The organism is Blautia hominis (assembly GCA_002270465.1).
GTDB classification, from domain to species: Bacteria; Bacillota; Clostridia; order Lachnospirales; family Lachnospiraceae; genus Blautia; species Blautia hominis.
This window is the reverse complement of the sequence record NQOF01000002.1, coordinates 360,092-378,948: the sequence shown is the minus strand read 5'-3', so window position 1 is coordinate 378,948 and position 18,857 is coordinate 360,092. Positions and strand designations below refer to the sequence as shown.

The window sequence follows — 18,857 nt, the reverse complement described above, 5'->3', positions numbered from 1 at the left end:
CTGCCTCTATTTCTTTTTTATGCGTTTTAAAAACTTATCATAGAGCTTATCTCCCAAAATTCTTCTACAAACTCGTTTTATAACAAAAATATAAAAAGTTCTATAATACGCAAAATATAATCCATACTTATTATATCTATCAGTAAAATCTTTCATCTTAGCGTTTCTATATGTAGGATGATTTAGTGCATCATTTTCTAATAACAAACACGCGTTTCTTTTTTTGTAATCAATAATTGACACTGTTTCCTTTATGAGCTGTTTCCCTATGTCTGAATTAGGAATAACACAGGAATATCCCGTTCCGTCCTCAGTGTAATCTCCAATTGTAAGATCTCCAACTCTCTTCCTATTGGCGTAACTACAAGAATAGCAGCTTTCCCTTAACGAAGAAAAACTAAGAAAAAGAGAATAATACGGATTGTCATACCCCTTAACAGAATAAACCTTGCCACTAGAATCTTCTATATCAAGAGTAAAGTCTAATCCGTGTCTGAACGAAAGCATTTTAATTGGTTTCTTAGTTAAGATTCGTAGCTGTTCTTCTAACATTTCAGCACTTGGAACTCCATGGCATACAAGGTCAATACAAATCAAATTATCATTATCCCCCACAATATTTTTTACGGCTGATACTTGACACGGACATCCTATAAACAACACTTTGTGTGTTTTTGCATCCTCTAGAATACTAACATATGTTTCTTTTTCAATTGTGCTGTGTACATATTTGCTTCCTTGCATAGAAGGTAATTCTCGCAATGAAGTAATCCTCGAATGCCTCACCATCTGCTTATCGACATCCCATACTGCTGCATATATAATATCCCCGTATGTAAGGATTTTTCTTGCCATTTCAAAGGCAATCCCGCCCGACGAAGATTTCTTTAACACATCTTTTTGTTTTGTTATACCTCTAAAGAAAACATCAGTCGCTTCATATGTTTTTGCGCTTTTAGCAGCACATACACTAAGACACTTGCCACAGTTGATACATAAGTCACCCGCTTTGTAAACAAGCTCTCCTCTTGCCCCTCTTAATGAGTATATAGCATCCCTTGGACATACAGCATAACAAGCTTCACATCCACAACACTTATAGCCTATAATATTAATATTACTTAAACTCATTTACAGCCTTCCTTATTGCCTCTAAATATCCGAGTCCTGAATCTAAATCAGGTTCAAGATAATTCCCTTCCCCCCACTCATTCCATGCTCTAATATAAACCAATTGCCTTTCCTCCGGCTTATCTTTAATGATATCAAGTGCCTTTGACATATATTCGCCAAAAAGCTCTGGCGTATCATTTATGTAAATCAATTCCTTCCCATTTGACCTCGGAGAATGATCAAATCGAGGAAATACCTCAGGGAATACACGAACATCCTTATCATATTCCCCAAACGCGCACTTGATTGCATCTTTATATTCATAAACATTCGGTAATCCCAGTTTCTTACGCATAATGAACTTTGCTTTAGCAGTCAGATCATTATACATTATTTTTCTATATTGTGAATCAATCATTGCATCATATGCCCCCTTATAGAGTCCATCTTTAGACATAAGTGCATCCACTCCGCCTTCTTTTAATTTTGTCACCTCTTCATTATGCGCAGAGTGCGCAATGAAAAAAAAATCCCCTATACCTTCTTTACGTGCTAAGTCCCGCCATATATCAAACATATATAATATTTCTGGTGACTTCATTGGCTGATCGACAGTAAACATAATTCTGTCATTCATTCGCATATATCTTTCATCACGAAATGCTGGAAGTAAAGCATAAAAATGAAGTATAGCATCCTCCTCTCCGGGATATGTCTGTTCAATAAGAAGTTTATCTCCCTCACCATTAGGATTCCACATCTTTTTTGACCATGAGCCATTAGCCCAATGCAGCATAAATGGGAATCTATATTTCTTATCTTCCAAAATAGTTTGAAATGGCTTTTCCAGAAGCTGTTTCCCATTACCAAACCAATAATGATAAAATGCAAATCCATCCAGTCCATATTGTCTAGCCATTTCAGCCTGTTGATAACGGGTTTCTGGTACTCGTAAATCGTAGAATCCTAAATCAGCCGGAACCCTAGGCTGCTTATGTCCTCTGAACAGCGGTTTTGCATTTGCCACATTTGTCCATTCCGTAAACCCCTTACCATACCATTCATCATTTTCTGGAATGGGATGAAATTGTGGTAAATATAATGCTATTACTTTTGCCATAGCTGTTTACTCCTTTAGTGAAACTCTCGTCATTAATTGATTATTTATAATTGTTATGACATTATACCTAATTAAGATTATCTAAACAAACCATCACGCAGTTTTATTGCCTCTGTTTTCCACTTGAATTTATGTGCCTGAATAAATCCCCTTTCTTTAATCGTATTAAGTTCTTCTTTTTTTAGTGAAAGAATATTTATGATTTTTTCCTTTAAATCTATGAGGTCGTCACTACGAAAATAAATTGCCGCATTACCTAATGCTTCTGGTAATGATGCGGCATTTGAAGAGATGACTGGTACTCCCATAGACATTGCCTCAATTGGCGGAACTCCAAATCCTTCATATACAGACGGAAAAACAAAGAAATCAGCATTTCTATACACATATGGTAACAAATCATCATCAATAAATCCCGTAAAATGAATCCGTTCAACTGTCTCTTTATTTAGATTATTCAACAAATCATCAATTGCCCATCCTTTTCTACCAGCCAAAACCAATTCAATATCTATTTCTTTATTCTGCAATAATTCATCATATGCTTTAATTAGTAATTTCAAATTTTTACGTGGCTCAAGTGTAGATAAGCATAGAATATATTTGGGGGGTAGTTTGTATTCATCCTTTGCTTTTTTTTCTCGACTTGTATCGTATAGAAACATATCAAAACCGTCTGATAAGCCATCATAAATCACCATAATTTCCTCTGGATTCTTTTTTAGGATAGTAACTATTCTTTTTTTAGAAAATTCCGATACCGTCACAACTTTCTTTTTTCCGAATGCGGCCTTACGATACATGATTTTAAAATATGCAATCATATATTTCTTATTTTTGCTAGGACTATCCCAACATCCAACATCATGTATAGCACTAATTGCATTTTTATTGAAAAAGAAAAATGGAGCTGGAAAAGCGGGAAAAAAGTAATAATCAGCCTTAATTTTTGCCAAAGCTGTAGGTAGAATTACCTGATTAAACATCAGTTTATTCTTTCCATATAAAACTATATTTTCTGCATTTTCGTTGTCTATAAATTCCCTCTGTACTTCATTCTTGAAAACAAGAATATATTTTATATCTTTTCTATTCTCTGCGACCAGAAGTTCTTTTGTAATACATAATGCAAATCGCTCTATTCCAGAAAAGTTATCGGCCAGAGAAGTTAAATCAATCAGTACTTGCATTTACTTTTCTTCCTTTCTAGGCCTTCCTTCTTGTATTTAATAGCCAATCCAAGAATCTTTCGATCGTCAATAAGATACCGTTTTACCATTCGTTTCGGATCTTGCGTTATCCTGAATAGCCATTCTAAGCCATTATCAGCCATCCATTTCGGCGCTCGTCTGACATTACCTGCCTCAAAATCAAGACTCGCTCCAAACCCAAAAGAAATTGGAACACCAAGTTCTTTGCTATAATAATACATGAATTTTTCCTGTTTCGGACACCCAAGACCAATTATTAAAATGTGAGGATTAGTATCCTTTATTAGCTGCTTAACCTTAGCTATTTCCTTTTCGTCTTTTTCAAATCCCAATGGCGGAGAATAAGTGCCAACTACTTTAAGTCCCTTAAAACGTTTAGAAAGATTCTTTGCAGCCTGTTCTGCAACACCTTCTGCCGCGCCAAGGAAGAACATCTTATATCCTTTTTCGGCCACCATCTTGCAAAGTAGCGGAAATAAATCTGATCCTGATATTTTCTGCTTAATTGGTGTTCCATACCACCTTGAGATCCAAATAAGAGGTTTTCCATCAGTTAAAATTAGAGAAGCATTGGCATAAACAGCTTGTAGTTCCTTATTTGTTTCCAATTGTACAATATGATCAACATTTGGAGTAACAACATAGGCATTTTTATTCTCTTTAATAAGGTTATCGACTACCTGCAAGGTCTCATCCATTGTTAGATTATCAATTTCTGTATTCATAAATTTGATTCTAGCCATTGCTTTCTCCTATCCTTAACATAATTAATCTAATTGATTTTATTTTTCTGCCTCTCCATTAGAATTTCCATCCACTAAGAATTTGCTTTAACTTTTCGTCTTAATAGGACATTACTATTATCAATCCGATGCAATCTCTAATGTATAGATAATAATTACCGTAAAGTATCTGGGCTTTTATGCCATTATAACAATACACTGCATTATTCACTATTCCCTAACATCTTATTTTTAAAGCTGTGCAATCACCAATAACCAAACATCTTCCCAATCCAGCAGGTAAAAACAGCGTCTCTCCTTTGCAAAACCGTACAGGCTTCCTATCTGCATCCATCGTCTCTATCTGTCCATATCCATCCAAGCACATCAGAACTTGAAACGATTCTTCCTTTACTGAAAAAGAAAAACCTTTTGTTACCTGTATCCGTTCCGTTTCAAAGTATTTACAACGGGATAGCAATTCCCGTGAACATCCTGGATAATGCTTTATCATTCGAGGCTTTTGCTTTGCCTCCGATGCAACCTTCATATCCATGACCTGAACAGCCTTGTCAAAATGTAATTCTCTCCTTTTTCCACTCTTATCTATCCGATTGTAATCATAAACACGATAAGTTACATTTGAGCTTTCCTGTATCTCTGCAATGAGAATTCCAGCTCCAATTCCATGAACTGTTCCTGCGGGAACATAGAACACATCTCCACGGTGTACCGGAACTTTTTGCAATTGCTTTTCCAATGTTCCCGTTTCTACAGCATTCCTTAAAATTTGCTCTGTCACTCTATGCCGAAACCCATATATCAAATTTGCTCCATCCTCTGCATCAATGACATACCACATCTCTGTTTTGCCATTCTGATGCTCATGCTCCCTTGCATACTCATCATCAGGATGTACTTGAACAGACAAGTCTCTCTTTGCATCGATGAACTTCACCAGAATAGGGAGTTCACCACCATTCACCTTTGTCCCCAAATATTCTGGATGCTGTTCCAAAACCTCCGCCAGCGTTTCTCCCCTAAAAGAACCATTTGCGATCATACTTGAACCATCTGGATGTACAGAGCATTCCCACGTCTCCGCCAGTGGAGTAATGTCAATTTTCTTCCCATACTCTTCTCTGAGACGTACACCGCCCCAGAGATAATCCTTACCAGCAGGCTGTAATCTAAAAATCTCCATGGCTTAACTCCTGCCCTCTCATTCCACTGCAAACTTTACCTTATCACTGGCACTAATTTCATCACCAATTTGAATCTCTACAATGTCTAAATCAGTTATTGCCTCAATCATATGCTTACAGCCAGCTGCAATCGTGATTACATCCCCAGTACGTAGCTGCTGCTCCATGCCATCCACTATTGCCTTACCTTTGCCAGAAACAACTGTCCAAACTTCCTCACGATAATTGTGCATATGGTAGCTCATATGCTCCCCAGCCTTCATAGACACTTTGACGGTCATCGAACCCGATTGCACATCAATAACCGTATAGGATCCCCATGACTTTTCGACATACATGGCTTCTGTCTCGATTTTTTCAACGTAAGGTTTCATATTACCGCTGCGCTCTTTGTCGGCTATCAATATACCGTCGCCGCTTGCCGCAACAATCATGTTCTTGCAACCCATGCAGAGAATCGGAATATTTAGCTCATTCACCACATTAGTATTATCACTGGATTCATCGAGAATTGCCTTTCCCTTAGTTTTATTGGCCATAACCTCTGCCATCATATTCCAGGTTCCAACATCTTTCCAATCACCGCTATAACGTAACACCTGAATACTAGATTCCTTTTCAACAACTGCATAATCGAAGCTGATTTTCGTCAGCATATCGTATTTATTGAACAAATCCCGGTAATCCTCAAAATCAATCATGCTGTGTGCTTTATCCAACAGATAACCAAGCTTAAATGCAAAAACGCCGGCATTCCAGAGCGCACTCTGCGCTAGATATTTCTTTGCCATCTCTGTATCCGGTTTCTCCTTAAACTCTTTGACTTTACTGACATAATTACTATTTTCCGGTATAATGTAGCCATATTTCTCACTGGGGTATGTAGGCTCAATGCCCATCAATGTCAAGCTTGCACCACCCGCATCAGTAATCTCCTGCAAAGCCATAGCAGCTTCGTAATAAGTATTATCTACATAAGGGTCAACTGGGCAAACCACAACTGTTTCCTCTGTGTCAACGCCCAACTCATCTTTGAGATATGTTACAGCCAATACAATCGCCGGAAATGTATCTCGGCGACAAGGCTCTACACAGATACCCACTTTCTCTCCCAGTTGATTTTTAATGGCACTCGCCTGTGACTTACTGGTTGCAATCGTTACCTTAGCGTCTTTATCCACCGTAGTGATTTGGCGATAGACACGCTGAACCATAGATTCATATTCTCCCTGTTCATCTTTTAACAGCTTAATAAACTGTTTGCTACGCACATCATTAGAAAGAGGCCACAGACGCTTGCCACTTCCGCCAGACAGCAAAATGATATTCATACGTCTTATCCTCCTATTTCAGACCCAATTTTATCTTAATCGTATTTTGGATTTCTTCCAGCCTTTTCTCAACTGCCTCTTTATCAGTACCCTTGACGCCGTAATAAATCTTAATTTTAGGCTCTGTTCCAGATGGCCGCACTGCAATCCAGGAGCCATCCTCCAGGATATATTTCAGAACATTAGACGTAGGCAAAGTGCCGAATCCTAACTCTGCCGCAACAGGAACGCTATAATCTATCACAGACTTCGTTCCCTCAAACGGAGATGCAGATGTACGCAATTCCGTCATCATAGATCCAATCCTCTCCTGCCCATCCTTGCCTTTTAAAGTGAAGCTGTTCAGAGCATCATGGTAATAGCCATATTCTGCATAGATTTCATTTATCTCATCCAAGAGCGTTCTACTGTTTGCCTTCGCTTCTGCAGCCATTTCGCAAATTAGAAGGCAAGATACAACAGCATCTTTATCACGAGCATGAGTTCCGGCAAGATAACCATAAGATTCCTCATAGCCAAACAAAAATTCGTAATCCTGTTCTCTATTGCCATTCAACTTAGCCTGTTCAAACTCAGTGATCTTCTCACCGATGTACTTAAATCCAGTTAATGTTGAGAACACTGTTATATCGTGCTTACGGGCAATATCCGCTCCCAGTTCGGAGGTAACAATTGTCTTGACCACGGCTGGGTGCCGATACTTACTCATATTTGTATGATTTAAAATAAAATTCATCAACAAAACACCAACCTGATTGCCAGTTATAAGTTGATAACCATCATTTGCCGTTCTCACTGCAATGCCCACTCGGTCGCTATCTGGATCAGTACCCAAAACAATATCGGCACCTGTATGCTTTGCCTGTGTAATTCCTAACTCCAAAGCATGACGATCTTCCGGGTTTGGCGATATCACTGTTGGGAAATTACCATCCGGGATAATCTGCTCCGCAACAAAATCAACATTTATAAAACCATCCAGACGTAGCGCTTTCTGAACCGGAACGTTTCCAGTACCGTGGAGCGGAGTATATATGACCTTCAAATTAGCTTTTGCTTCTCTGTTATCATATCTACTCTGCTCTATGACTGCCTCAACAAAATTCTCAGTCACATCAGCTATAATAATTAGTGAATCATCGCCAACAAAGTTGATTGTGCGGTAATCCGTTATAGCATTTACATAACTTATAACTTGTTTTGCCTGCCTGGGAACAATCTGACAACCAAACTCGTCATATACTTTGTATCCGTTGTACTCTTTCGAATTGTGACTAGCCGTTACAACCACACCAGCCAGAGCATTCCAGAACTTTATAGAAAAACTAAGCTGGGGCGTAGGACAAGCATGTGCGTTAAGATAAACACGGATTCCCATACCAGATAAAACATTAGCCGTAATTTTTGAAAAGTATTCACTGTTGTTGCGGGTATCATATGCGATAACGACACCTCGCACTTTACAAACCTGCGTTCCATATGTATCCAAGAGATATTTTCCCAGGCCAGCAGTTGCTTTTCCAATTGTATATTTGTTCATCCTATTCGTTCCAGCACCCATGACACCACGTAGGCCGCCAGTACCAAACTCAAGTTCACGGTAAAATCGATCTTCTATTTCTTTTTCATCAATAATTACCGCAAGTTCATTTCTCGTTGTTTCATCAAAGAAACTGTCAATTAACCACTGCTCGTATTTTTCCTTATAATTCATAACTTCGTTCTCCATATAAACCTTTCAGCATACTACTTCGCCACATCTAATTCTTTATTTATCAAAATAAATCACTTAACGCTTCACCTAATTTTCTTTTTTCCCATCACTACTTTAACCCCATTCATCTTAAAACTATCTATTTCTTTCACTAAATCCTCTTTGATATACTCATGTGCTTCTTGATGATTTATTCTCTACAACAAAGTATTTCAGATTATTCACTTTCTCAATCAGCCTCATCTTTTCTGTCACTTTAATTCAGTTCTCTAAACCACATATTTCCTTGATTTCACACAGTTTTAAAATATAAATGGCTTTATTCTTATCCAGACTTCTATCCCAATTGCGGAAATGGTAATTTTTTAAAATTCTGTTCCACTAGAATTACGCGTTCAAATGTTCATATTTATTATAATATTACTTATCTAAATATATTTACATTACATCGACCCCTCCCCTCTAAAAACAACCACAACAGTCCTCCACAACAATTTTAAATCCAACCCCAAACTCCATTCAGTTATATACTCCGTATCCAACTCCACAACCTTCTCAAAATCCGTAATCTCACTTCTCCCACTAACCTGCCACATCCCAGTGATCCCCGGCTTGATCGCCAGTCTCTTCCTATGATGCACCTCATACTTCTCCCACTCATCCACAGTCGGCGGCCTTGTCCCAACCAGGCTCATATCACCCTTCAGCACATTCCAGAACTGCGGAAACTCATCCAGAGACGTCTTCCGGATAAAATTCCCAATCCCTTTAATGATCCTGGGGTCATTATCCATCTTAAACATCAGTCCATCCTGAATCTTATTCTTCTCCATCAATTCCTTCTTCCGCGCCTCAGCATCCATATACATAGAGCGGAATTTATAAATTTTAAATTTCTTCCCGTTTTTCCCAACCCGAATCTGCGAAAAGAACACCGGTCCCGGAGATTTTATCTTAATAATTGGCGCAATAAATACAGTCAGCATCCCTGTCATCAGCACACCGACCAATCCCCCAACAATATCCATAGCTCTTTTCAAAAACATATCTCTCGGTGAAGCCATCTTAATACTGCTGGAAAGCACCGTATATCCGGCCATCTTCTCAACAATCTGGTTATTTCCCAGCACTTCCAGTTTAGCCAGCTTCATATGTATCGTCACGCCCATACTAGCGCAGCTCTTTATCATCTCATTTGGTATAACCGTCTCTTCAGAAGGATTAAAAAACACTTCATCCACCCAGTTCTTCTGGATATAAGAGACCATGCTGTCCTTATCCGCAACAACTGGAACGCCCAGGATCTTCTTGCCGGTCATCTGCACATCAATAATGGCGATCCCGTCCAAGTATAAACTTTCAAAGTTATTTCTCAGGATCGTTTTCACAACTTCAGAGGCCACATCTGCAGACGTCACCAGCAGCAGAGAACGCTTCCCTTCCTGCCTGTCGACTCTTCTCTTAATATTTTGTTTCCATGCCAGCCTTGTAACATAAGACAGCACAATATAAATGCCCCACATGCTGATAAAAATAACACGGGAATATGTAGAGGATTGTTTTACAAAAAACAGATACACCAGCATGGTAGCTATAATATAAGTCACATGTTTAAATACAGCCACAAACTCTTTAAAATAGCCTCTCCTCAAAATGCCACTGTAGCTTTCATTGAAAAATACAACAACGAAAAAGATAAACAGCAAGATGATCTCCACGTCACGATAATTGTCATCGGATAACCGAAACATCTTTCCGTTTCTAAAGACATAACTCAGCAGAAATGAAACTTCCATACAGATTAAATCTAAAATGATAAAATCCAAATGTTTTAACCAACTACTACCATTCTTCTGATACATAATGAACTCCCAAATCCCTCAATGATTTTGCCGCATTTTTGCAGCATTTGGCAGAATTATTTTACACGATTATCCGAAAACTTTGCACGTTCAATCCAGCCGTATAGGAAAAGCTGTACACTCCACCCTGTAATAAAATGAAAACGATCGCTTTCAACAAGGAGCGCCAGCCAATAATCTCTTATTTATTCCTTTGTTCCTGTACATTCTAACGTGTTTGACATATTATGTCAAGCAACGAACTGCATCTTTTTCTGTACATTTGCTTTCAGATTAACCAAAAATAATCTCAACAAGTTTCTTTTTTTCTTTATAATTCCAAAATATAACCATATAGCTTTAAGTTTTTCGGCTTTTTTTGCTATAGCCCATAAATATTCACTCCTTAATTGATAAAAAGAACACAACAAAATATTTCCTCTACATTTTATCAAAGTATTATTAAAGGATTATGAGGATTTCCTCCGCCATAATATGATTATATATCTTCCAGCATTTGACATCACACCTTAAAAATACATTTCTTTCGACGGACCATACGCATAAAAAACAGCACTTTCCGTATCCTACTATAATAACCCCAATAAAAAGTGCCTGTAAAAATATAACATTTAATTGTAACTTAGATTTTATCGTCTTACAGCGGTAATGAAAACGAACCTTGAGCACATATTTTATCTCCTTGCAGTTCATTTTTAACCATTTTATTTCTGGTATCGTAGTCAAAGGGATATTTTCCCATTAAAAAATATACGGAGGATGTAAAAATGAATGAACTAGATAAACTAAGTATAGGAAAAAGGATTTTGCAGCAACGGGAGCTGCTGGGATATACACGGGAAGAACTGGCGGAAAAGGCAGATATTACGCCCCGCTTCTGCTATGATCTGGAGCTGGGGCAAAAAGGAATGTCCGTGAACACTTTGTGTAAACTCAAATCTGCTTTACACATAAATATTGATTATTTGTTGTTTGGTGAACAAAAAAATCTAAATGATTTAGATTCTATTAAAACATTGATAGAAACCTGCCCTCCGGATAAACTCTCACATTTACTTGACATCATCACTTCTTACTTAAAGGCAGTGAACTAAGCGCCGCATTCTTTATGGACACAGACGAAACCATCTCCTTCTACCGGTTCCAAAAAATTTATTGTAAATATAAATCCGCCTGATTATCTGTCTATTATTCCTATTACTGAATAAACATCCCATATTTGCAATATAATATATATTAGAACGTTGTATTCACAAAAATCATGAAAAGAAGGGCTGGGTTTATCGTATGATCGTTTTTATCGCTGTATCGTTCCTGGTCGGCTCCATGTTCGGCATTCTGTTAATGTGTCTGGTTCAAATCAATCGGCTTAACCAAGACCCAGAACCCGGCAGCAGCCTTCCGGATGACTATTCCGATCCTAAACTGTAAAGCAAATGAAAATAGCAGACAAGTTCCATAAAAAAGCACTGGAGGCAAAGTACCAACACTATGCCTCCAGCGCTTTTATTTTCTTAAAAGCTTTCTATTTCCCGTCTCTCCATAAAGTTGGATTCCAGATATTTCTCAACATCCCCGCAGTCATAACTCCTGGCATCGGCGGGACAGACTTTTGCACATCTCATACAGTTGATGCACAGACTCTCATCCACCGCATAAGTCTCCTTATCAATGGCTGCTGCGGGACATTTCTGCACGCATGCCTGACACCCGTTGCATTTCTCAGCATCCCAGAATTTTGCCACAGGTTTCATCTGTTTTGGTTCCGGTTCAGCGGCCCCGGGAAGTTCTATCTGTTCATGAAAATCTTCTTCCAGACGTTTTTTCACTGTCACAGCAAATCTACGGAACTTTTGTATATCTGACTCATCCGGCCGCCCCTTCCCCAGCTTCCCGGAATATATATGCGGAATGACCGGCGCAATGGCTCCGATACAATGAAATCCTCTGTCCTCAAGTATTTTCCGCATCTGGGCAAGTGTATTGTCATAATGCCGGTTTCCGTATGCTGCCATAAGAATACACGGTGTATTCTCCCCATGCAGATTTGTAAACAGTGCTTCATTCAGCCTCGGCAATTGTCCGCCGTACACAGGCGCTGCCGCAAGCAGCAGATCCTTCTCTGAAAAATTGTGTTTCTGTTTTCTCAGTTTCCTCCTGGTCAGATCCAGATACTGCGGATTTTGTGACAGCATACCTGCCAGGATCTCCGCTGCTCCTTTTGTCCCTTCCGTGGGACTGAAATACGCCACAGTCAAAGTCTTGTTTTTTTCCATAAGATCCGGTCTCCTCTCTTTTGTACGCCTCAGAGACTGTTCCCATCTCCAGGCTTCAATTTTATTATGATCACCGGTCAGCAGAACCTTTGGCACTTTCTTGTCATGCCAGGTCTCAGGCCGTGTAAAATGAGGATATTCCAGCAGGTTATCCTGCATGGATTCAAACTGGGCGGATTCCTCATTGCTCAAAACACCTGGCACAAACCGCGAGATAGCGTCTATCATGACCATAGAAGCCAGTTCCCCGCCGGTAAGCACATAATCTCCAATGGAGACATAATCCGTCACGATCTCCTCTAAAACCCGCTCATCTATCCCTTCATAATGACCGCAGAGGAAGATAAGCTCCTCCTCCTGGGCAAAATCCTCCACCATAGTCTGGTTAAAGACCTTCCCCTGAGGCGTCAGATAAATACAGCGTGGCTTCCTGCCCTTTCCCGCTGCCAGGGATTTTTCGGCAACAGAACCATAGGCCCTGTAGACAGGCTCTGCCTGCATGACCATGCCGGCTCCCCCGCCATATGGATAATCATCAACTCTGTTATGTTTATTATCGGAAAAGTCCCGGATATTGACAGTTTCCAGCGAAATATGTTTTTCTTTCATGGCACGGCCGATTATGCTGGTATCCAGCCCCTGCCGCACCATATCCGGAAATAAGGTCAACACATGAAAATTCATAGCATTCTCCATTCCGCTGCCTGTTGGCAGCACAAATAGTAACATCTCCACCCAAATCGGCTGTCTAATCCAGAAGCCCGTCCATCAGATGTATTTCCATCCGGTTCTCCTCAACATCAATATCCAATACACATTCATGGATCGCAGGGATCAGCACCTCTTTCCCTTCCTCCGTCTCCACAATGTAAACATCATTGGCTCCGGTCTCCATCACATCTTTCAGTACGCCAAACTTTTCCCCGTTTTCCAGGTATATATCAAGTCCGATGAGGTCCGCAATATAATACTCATCCTCCTCCAAAGGAATGGCCTGGTCTCTGGTCACATAGAGACTTCTGCCTTTGTATTTCTCTATATCATTGATATTGTCAATCCCTTTGAATTTCAGGATCGCATACTGTTTAAAATACTTGACATTCTCAATTTCCAGCTCCATATATTCCCTGCCTGTATCCAGTAATACACTGTCCAGGTCCTCAAATCTATGCACATCATCAGTGGTGGGAAACACCTTGACCTCCCCGCGGATCCCGTGGGTTGTGGTGATCACACCTGCCTGTAATAAGTCTTCCATCATCGAATTCCTTCCTATTATAAAGATATCACGTTATCAGGATAAAGAGTCCATACAGCCGGACTCTCACGCCGGACACGGCCAGCCGCGGCCATTTTCCTTTTTAATGAAAAAAAGGGGGCTGGTGCAGTAAAATTTACCGCGACAGCTCCCGCTTACACAGAACGGATAAAATCCGTCGTATTCCTCACCTGCGCCGGAATTCCGCCTTTCGGCGGCCGGTTCAGTTATTGTAAAATATCTACGACTACTTTCTTGTCGCTTTTGGAAGATGCAGCTTTCACTACGGTACGGATTGCCTTGGCAATTCTACCCTGACGGCCGATGACTTTGCCCATGTCTGCCGGAGCCACTTTCAGCTCTACCAGTACGGCATTGTCCTCTTCTGTTTCCGTTACCGCAACTTCATCCGGATAATCTACAAGAGACTTTGCAATTACTTCTACTAATTCTTTCATCACAAGCTACCTCCCGGAATCCTATTTTTCGATACCAGCTGCTTTGAAGATTTTAGCAACAACTTCTGTAGGCTGTGCACCGTTAGCCAGCCATTTTTTTGCTGCCTCCTCGTCTACTTTGTAAACGCTGGGATCCTGGTTCGGATCGTATGTTCCAATCTCCTCGATGAATTTACCATCTCTCGGGGATCTGGAATCTGCAACGATGATTCTATAGAAAGGAGCTTTTTTCTGTCCCATTCTTCTTAATCTGATTTTTACTGCCATCTCTTTCACCTCCTGGCTTATTTTTTCTTCTATATGTTAAAAGGGAAGTTTGAATTTTCCTCTTTTACCACCTTTACCGCCCATGAGTCCGGGCATCTGTTTCATCATTTTCTTGGCCTGTTCAAACTGTTTGACCAGACGGTTGACTTCCGCCATATCCACACCTGCCCCTTTGGCGATCCTCGCCTTTCTGGATGGGTTCAGGATTTCCGGATGGGAGCGCTCTCTCGGTGTCATGGATAAGATCATGGCCTCTTTTCTTGCCATATCTTTCTCGTCCACCATGCTGTCAATATCTTTTATCTGACTGCCCATACCCGGTATCATATTCAATACGCTGGATAAGCCGCCCATGTTCTTCATCTGGTTCATACTTTCCAGATAGTCGTCAAAACCAAAGGAATTCTTGCGGAATTTCTGCTCCATCTCCTTGGCTTTTTCTTCGTCCAGATTCGCCTGGGCCTTCTCGATCAGGCTCATTACATCGCCCATTCCCAGAATACGGGATGCCATACGGTCCGGATAGAACTGCTCCAGATCCGATAGTTTTTCTCCCATACCCACGAATAAAATGGGTTTGCCTGTGATCGCCTTGATGGATAATGCTGCACCGCCTCTGGCATCGCCGTCTAATTTGGTGAGGATCACCCCATCAATGCCGACTTTCTCTCCAAAGGTTTCTGCCACATTTACCGCGTCCTGACCGGTCATGGCATCTACTACCAACACGGTCTGATCCACTTCAATGGCTTCCTTGATGTTTGCAAGCTCTTTCATCATGTCTTCATCTATATGAAGACGGCCTGCAGTATCCAAAATCAAAACATTGAATTTTTCTTTTTTTGCATGTTCGTAAGCTGCTTTGGCAATATCCACAGGGTTCTGTTTATCTCCCATGGAGAAAACTTCCACGCCCTGTTTTTCCCCGTTCACCTGTAACTGGGTGATGGCTGCCGGACGGTACACGTCACATGCTGCGAGGAGAGGTTTGCGTCCTTTTGACTTCAGCTTTCCGGCCAGCTTCGCTGTTGTGGTGGTTTTACCTGCACCCTGGAGACCTGCCATCATTATGACGGTTATCTCTCCGCCCGGCTTTAACATAAGCTCTGCAGTCTCGCTGCCCATCAGATTGACCAGCTCTTCATTTACAATCTTGATCACCATCTGGCCCGGATTCAATCCTGACATGACATCAGCACCTACCGCCCGCTCCTGAACGGATTTCATAAATTGCTTTACCACCTTGAAACTTACGTCAGCTTCCAGAAGTGCCATTTTTACTTCCTTCAGCGCTGCTTTTACATCAGCTTCGGTCAGACGGCCTTTTTTTCTCAAGTTTTTAAATACATTCTGAAGTTTATCGGTTAAGCTCTCAAATGCCATCTGCTATAACTCCTCTAATATTTCCTGGGAAATGTGTTCCACTTCTGTGACCAGTTCCTGTTTGCTCATGGCCTCACAGTGTCCGGTCAATTCCCGGATGCGGTGGATCTTTTCCTTGATACTCACAAACTTCTCCACCAGATGCAGTTTGTCCTCGTAATCCTGCAGGATCTTACCGCAGCGCTTCACATTGTCGTGAACACCCTGCCGGCTGATTCCCAAATCCTCGGCTACCTCGCTCAAAGAATAGTCATTCAGCACTACATCCTCGTATATTCTGCGCTGGTGCTCGGTTAGGAGCTCACCATAGAAATCGTATAGTAAAGTCTGTTCAACAATTTTTTCCACTCGTCATCACCTTGTGTATCATACAACATCTTTTTCACGGTGTCAAGTATTTTTTCTTGACATCTTTCTGAAAAACAGGATTGTTATGACCGTTCACAGGCATCCTCATAGCAATAAACTGTTATCCGCCTGTTTTTTTGCATCTCAACATTTATTTTCCACTTTTCCTTTCTTCCAGTTCCTCCCGTATCCTATCCATCTTCTTCTGACTCAGGTCATAGAACAAAAGCAGTACTGCCCCCAGGATCAAAAGTCCCGCCGGAAGTCCCATGGAAATGACACGAATGCCGTGTATAACCTGCTGTGTCGGCTCCGTGTTCGCCACATATCCCACAATGGACAGACCAAAACCGGCAATGGCTGTGCTGAAAACCGCAGCTATCTTAATGGAAAGCTGGAACATGGAAAAGTACAGCCCCCTGGCATTCTTCCCGGTCTTCCACTCGCCATAATCCACCGTATCAGCATACATGGATGTATTCACCACATTACCCCAGGAGTATCCAATGTATCCTACAGAAATAAGTGCGATAATGGCTGTGACACTGCTGCTGAACAGTATAGCCAGGATCATTCCTGCTGCCAGTATGAGATTTCCTGTGATATATGCGTTTCTCTTGGATAAAAACTTTGTGACAAAGGGCACACTGCTGGCTCCCACAAAGGCCAGGATATTGACTATCCCGAAAAACGGTGCCGCGCCATTGATATCGTGCACCACGTATTTAAAGAAATAAGGAAACATGGCGTACATAACCAGCATACTTAAAATACGGGCCACATCTGTCAAAAACAGCAGCATCAGGTTTTTGTTCTTGAAAACCAGCCCCAGCATCTCTCCTGTCTTTAAACTGTCTTTTTCGCCTGATTCCCCGGGAATGCTCCGGATGTCTTTTCCCTTTGAAGCATATACCAGATTTCCGTACAGTAGTACACATACTATGCCTGCTGCTATGGCTGACATAAAAAATCCCCTGGCATTCATCTCCTTGCTCCCGCCCAGCATGGTTATCATAGGGATCAGAAGAAATCCTGCCAGACATTTCCCCAGTGCGTTGCCCTGTCCCCGGAAAGTGGAAAGCTGCACACGCTCTTTCTGGTCATTGGTAAGGGACGAATTCATGGACGTATATCCCGTGTATGCAATATTCGTGGAAATGCAGAACACAGCATAGACAATGCAGGCCAGAACCGCCTTTGCCGGCATGGGAATACTGTTGTTCAGAAACATGAGCGCATTCGTGATAAAAATAAGCGGCGCCCCGATGATCAGCCAGGACCTGTATTTCCCCCACTTCATATGGCTCTTTTCGATCACAGCCCCGATGACCGGCGGGCTGCAGCTGTCAATGATCCTTCCAACCATCATCAGCGTCCCGGCTGCTGCCGCCGTGATCCCGGCCACGTCCGTATAAAACATGAGCAGATACGTGTTCGACATGGTAACCATAAAGATAAATCCCAAATCTGCAAGGCCATATGAAACCTTCAAATACCCTCCGAGTCTCTCTTTTCTTTCTCCCATCTTATCCTCCTTTTCCGCACAGTCGCCTGTTCTTCTTTCTCCGGTTAATTTTGAACAAATTCCAATTTATATAATATTCATTGTAACAGTTTTTCGTTGTAATGTCTACGCAATCTGTGATATTATGTAAAAAAAGATGTAAAAAGGTTACTGTTCACAGGCCACTGTACCAGGAGGCGTTTTCATGCCGGATGCATGAAAATCCCGAGACAGCCAGCGCGATATGGGACAGAATGCTCCATATCTGTGCATCACGAAGTGTGTTACTGGACACGGAGTAAACAGTAACGTAAAAAATTTCTGGTCACGGAATGAAACGTAACGCAGAAAAATAAGGGGGGATTTCATGCAGTATGCCAATGGGATTTTGACAAAGGAAATGATCTATCAGACTGCACGGGAGCTGATGTACGAAAACGGATACAAAAAGACCACTTATCAGATGATAGCCCAAAAAGCCGCTGTACCGGTAGGGCTGGTCAATTATCATTTTAAAAAACAGGAGTTGCTGAACCGAATATATATGGATTATCTCCATCAAATAAAGGATTTCATTGCCAGTCAGGTTGAAGGGCTTCTGGACAATGAGCTGCAGGTGCACATGGTGCAGTCTAATATTATGATGATGCAGATTTTCAGTGATCCGCACATTCTTTCTTTCCATCTGGAAGTCAATGAGAGTGACTTGGTTCCCGGCGAATTCCATCAGGCAGTCAGAAAAAAACAGGTGGAGATCCTGAAATATTTCCATGTGGATATTACACCGGAATCTTATTATTGGTGTGCCACCGCAGAGTACGGTGCAAGACGTGAATTGATCTTACAAAATAAAGATGTAGATATCAGAAGCAGCGACTTCCAACGGCTTTTAGACTTGCTTCCCACCATAGCGGTCCGTATTGCAGGATTAAGCCCGGTGATCATTCAGCAGAATCAGAAAAAAGCCAATGAAATATCTGCCGGACTGGATTATTCCCATATTCATATGCTGCCCTGATACATAACTGCAGGATGCAGGACAGACGCACAACGAGGGTGCTGCGAAACTTTCCGGTTTCACAACG

At 41.2% G+C, this 18,857-nt stretch carries 17 protein-coding genes and 1 pseudogene; 2 read left to right on the top strand and 16 right to left on the bottom strand.

Annotation, left to right across the window (positions count from 1 at the left end):
* Positions 1-6 precede the first annotated feature (6 nt).
* From CI595_RS07720 to CI595_RS07685, 8 genes are all read right to left on the bottom strand, one after another.
* Positions 7-1,131 carry a Coenzyme F420 hydrogenase/dehydrogenase, beta subunit C-terminal domain gene (locus CI595_RS07720; RefSeq protein WP_095172697.1) on the bottom strand — a complete coding sequence of 375 codons (1,125 nt, stop codon included), beginning with the start codon at positions 1,129-1,131 and terminating at the stop codon, positions 7-9.
* Positions 1,118-2,233: a glycosyltransferase WbsX family protein gene (locus CI595_RS07715; protein ID WP_095172696.1), complete on the bottom strand. Its 1,116-nt coding sequence runs from the start codon at positions 2,231-2,233 to the stop codon at positions 1,118-1,120. Before CI595_RS07715 ends, CI595_RS07720 begins: the two co-directional genes overlap by 14 nt.
* A gap of 77 nt (positions 2,234-2,310) precedes the next feature.
* Complete coding sequence (locus tag CI595_RS07710; protein ID WP_095172695.1) at positions 2,311-3,423, bottom strand: glycosyltransferase family 4 protein; 1,113 nt, start codon at positions 3,421-3,423, stop codon at positions 2,311-2,313.
* Positions 3,411-4,187 (bottom strand): WecB/TagA/CpsF family glycosyltransferase, encoded by a 777-nt coding sequence (locus CI595_RS07705; protein ID WP_095172694.1) that lies wholly within the window; start codon positions 4,185-4,187, stop codon positions 3,411-3,413. The genes CI595_RS07710 and CI595_RS07705 overlap by 13 nt, the downstream gene beginning before the upstream one ends.
* Before the next feature lie 217 nt (positions 4,188-4,404).
* Positions 4,405-5,370: a type I phosphomannose isomerase catalytic subunit gene (locus CI595_RS07700; RefSeq protein WP_095172693.1), complete on the bottom strand. Its 966-nt coding sequence runs from the start codon at positions 5,368-5,370 to the stop codon at positions 4,405-4,407.
* Positions 5,371-5,388: 18 nt separating this feature from the next.
* Complete coding sequence (locus CI595_RS07695) at positions 5,389-6,702, bottom strand: sugar phosphate nucleotidyltransferase (RefSeq protein ID WP_095172692.1); 1,314 nt, start codon at positions 6,700-6,702, stop codon at positions 5,389-5,391.
* A gap of 13 nt (positions 6,703-6,715) precedes the next feature.
* Positions 6,716-8,416 (bottom strand): phospho-sugar mutase, encoded by a 1,701-nt coding sequence (locus CI595_RS07690; protein ID WP_095172691.1) that lies wholly within the window; start codon positions 8,414-8,416, stop codon positions 6,716-6,718.
* Between the two features lie 443 nt (positions 8,417-8,859).
* Complete coding sequence (locus CI595_RS07685) at positions 8,860-10,278, bottom strand: sugar transferase (protein WP_095172690.1); 1,419 nt, start codon at positions 10,276-10,278, stop codon at positions 8,860-8,862.
* Between the two features lie 767 nt (positions 10,279-11,045).
* On the opposite strand from CI595_RS07685, the gene CI595_RS07675 reads away from it, so the two are divergent.
* Entirely contained in the window at positions 11,046-11,372 is a 327-nt protein-coding gene (locus CI595_RS07675; protein WP_095172688.1) for a helix-turn-helix domain-containing protein, read from the top strand.
* A gap of 420 nt (positions 11,373-11,792) precedes the next feature.
* Here CI595_RS07675 and CI595_RS27320 read toward each other — a convergent pair whose 3' ends face one another.
* The 8 genes and pseudogenes from CI595_RS27320 to CI595_RS07640 form a co-directional block, all read right to left on the bottom strand.
* Positions 11,793-12,032, bottom strand: coding sequence for a 4Fe-4S binding protein (locus CI595_RS27320; RefSeq protein ID WP_408608186.1), 240 nt, complete (start codon positions 12,030-12,032; stop codon positions 11,793-11,795).
* A gap of 513 nt (positions 12,033-12,545) precedes the next feature.
* Positions 12,546-13,238 (bottom strand): annotated as a pseudogene (gene trmD / locus CI595_RS27315) (tRNA (guanosine(37)-N1)-methyltransferase TrmD); the annotation flags it as partial.
* A 64-nt stretch (positions 13,239-13,302) separates the two neighbouring features.
* A complete protein-coding gene (gene rimM, locus CI595_RS07665) occupies positions 13,303-13,812 on the bottom strand; it encodes a ribosome maturation factor RimM (RefSeq protein ID WP_095173243.1) in 510 nt (169 codons plus the stop codon).
* A 227-nt stretch (positions 13,813-14,039) separates the two neighbouring features.
* A complete protein-coding gene (locus CI595_RS07660) occupies positions 14,040-14,270 on the bottom strand; it encodes a KH domain-containing protein (RefSeq protein WP_018597481.1) in 231 nt (76 codons plus the stop codon).
* Positions 14,271-14,291: 21 nt separating this feature from the next.
* Positions 14,292-14,537: a 30S ribosomal protein S16 gene (gene rpsP / locus CI595_RS07655; RefSeq protein WP_095172687.1), complete on the bottom strand. Its 246-nt coding sequence runs from the start codon at positions 14,535-14,537 to the stop codon at positions 14,292-14,294.
* 36 nt (positions 14,538-14,573) lie between these two features.
* The gene (gene ffh, locus CI595_RS07650) at positions 14,574-15,920 is read right to left on the bottom strand and encodes a signal recognition particle protein (RefSeq protein ID WP_095172686.1); all 1,347 of its coding nucleotides are present in this window, start codon (positions 15,918-15,920) and stop codon (positions 14,574-14,576) included.
* Between the two features lie 3 nt (positions 15,921-15,923).
* Positions 15,924-16,268, bottom strand: coding sequence for a YlxM family DNA-binding protein (ylxM, locus tag CI595_RS07645; protein WP_095172685.1), 345 nt, complete (start codon positions 16,266-16,268; stop codon positions 15,924-15,926).
* A gap of 151 nt (positions 16,269-16,419) precedes the next feature.
* The gene (locus tag CI595_RS07640; RefSeq protein WP_095172684.1) at positions 16,420-17,793 is read right to left on the bottom strand and encodes an MFS transporter; all 1,374 of its coding nucleotides are present in this window, start codon (positions 17,791-17,793) and stop codon (positions 16,420-16,422) included.
* A gap of 346 nt (positions 17,794-18,139) precedes the next feature.
* On the opposite strand from CI595_RS07640, the gene CI595_RS07635 reads away from it, so the two are divergent.
* On the top strand, positions 18,140-18,790 hold the full coding sequence (locus CI595_RS07635; RefSeq protein ID WP_095172683.1) for a TetR/AcrR family transcriptional regulator: 651 nt from the start codon (positions 18,140-18,142) through the stop codon (positions 18,788-18,790).
* Positions 18,791-18,857 lie beyond the last annotated feature (67 nt).

Bases quoted from the DNA above. Each gene is read 5' to 3' on its own strand.
- CI595_RS07720 (WP_095172697.1), bottom strand. From the start codon at position 1,131: ATGAGTTTAAGTAATATTAATATTATAGGCTATAAGTGTTGTGGATGT.
- CI595_RS07715 (WP_095172696.1), bottom strand. From the start codon at position 2,233: ATGGCAAAAGTAATAGCATTATATTTACCACAATTTCATCCCATTCCA.
- CI595_RS07710 (WP_095172695.1), bottom strand. From the start codon at position 3,423: ATGCAAGTACTGATTGATTTAACTTCTCTGGCCGATAACTTTTCTGGA.
- CI595_RS07705 (WP_095172694.1), bottom strand. From the start codon at position 4,187: ATGGCTAGAATCAAATTTATGAATACAGAAATTGATAATCTAACAATG.
- CI595_RS07700 (WP_095172693.1), bottom strand. From the start codon at position 5,370: ATGGAGATTTTTAGATTACAGCCTGCTGGTAAGGATTATCTCTGGGGC.
- CI595_RS07695 (WP_095172692.1), bottom strand. From the start codon at position 6,702: ATGAATATCATTTTGCTGTCTGGCGGAAGTGGCAAGCGTCTGTGGCCT.
- CI595_RS07690 (WP_095172691.1), bottom strand. From the start codon at position 8,416: ATGAATTATAAGGAAAAATACGAGCAGTGGTTAATTGACAGTTTCTTT.
- CI595_RS07685 (WP_095172690.1), bottom strand. From the start codon at position 10,278: ATGTATCAGAAGAATGGTAGTAGTTGGTTAAAACATTTGGATTTTATC.
- CI595_RS07675 (WP_095172688.1), top strand. From the start codon at position 11,046: ATGAATGAACTAGATAAACTAAGTATAGGAAAAAGGATTTTGCAGCAA.
- CI595_RS27320 (WP_408608186.1), bottom strand. From the start codon at position 12,032: ATGAAACCTGTGGCAAAATTCTGGGATGCTGAGAAATGCAACGGGTGT.
- rimM (WP_095173243.1), bottom strand. From the start codon at position 13,812: ATGGAAGACTTATTACAGGCAGGTGTGATCACCACAACCCACGGGATC.
- CI595_RS07660 (WP_018597481.1), bottom strand. From the start codon at position 14,270: ATGAAAGAATTAGTAGAAGTAATTGCAAAGTCTCTTGTAGATTATCCG.
- rpsP (WP_095172687.1), bottom strand. From the start codon at position 14,537: ATGGCAGTAAAAATCAGATTAAGAAGAATGGGACAGAAAAAAGCTCCT.
- ffh (WP_095172686.1), bottom strand. From the start codon at position 15,920: ATGGCATTTGAGAGCTTAACCGATAAACTTCAGAATGTATTTAAAAAC.
- CI595_RS07640 (WP_095172684.1), bottom strand. From the start codon at position 17,793: ATGGGAGAAAGAAAAGAGAGACTCGGAGGGTATTTGAAGGTTTCATAT.
- CI595_RS07635 (WP_095172683.1), top strand. From the start codon at position 18,140: ATGCAGTATGCCAATGGGATTTTGACAAAGGAAATGATCTATCAGACT.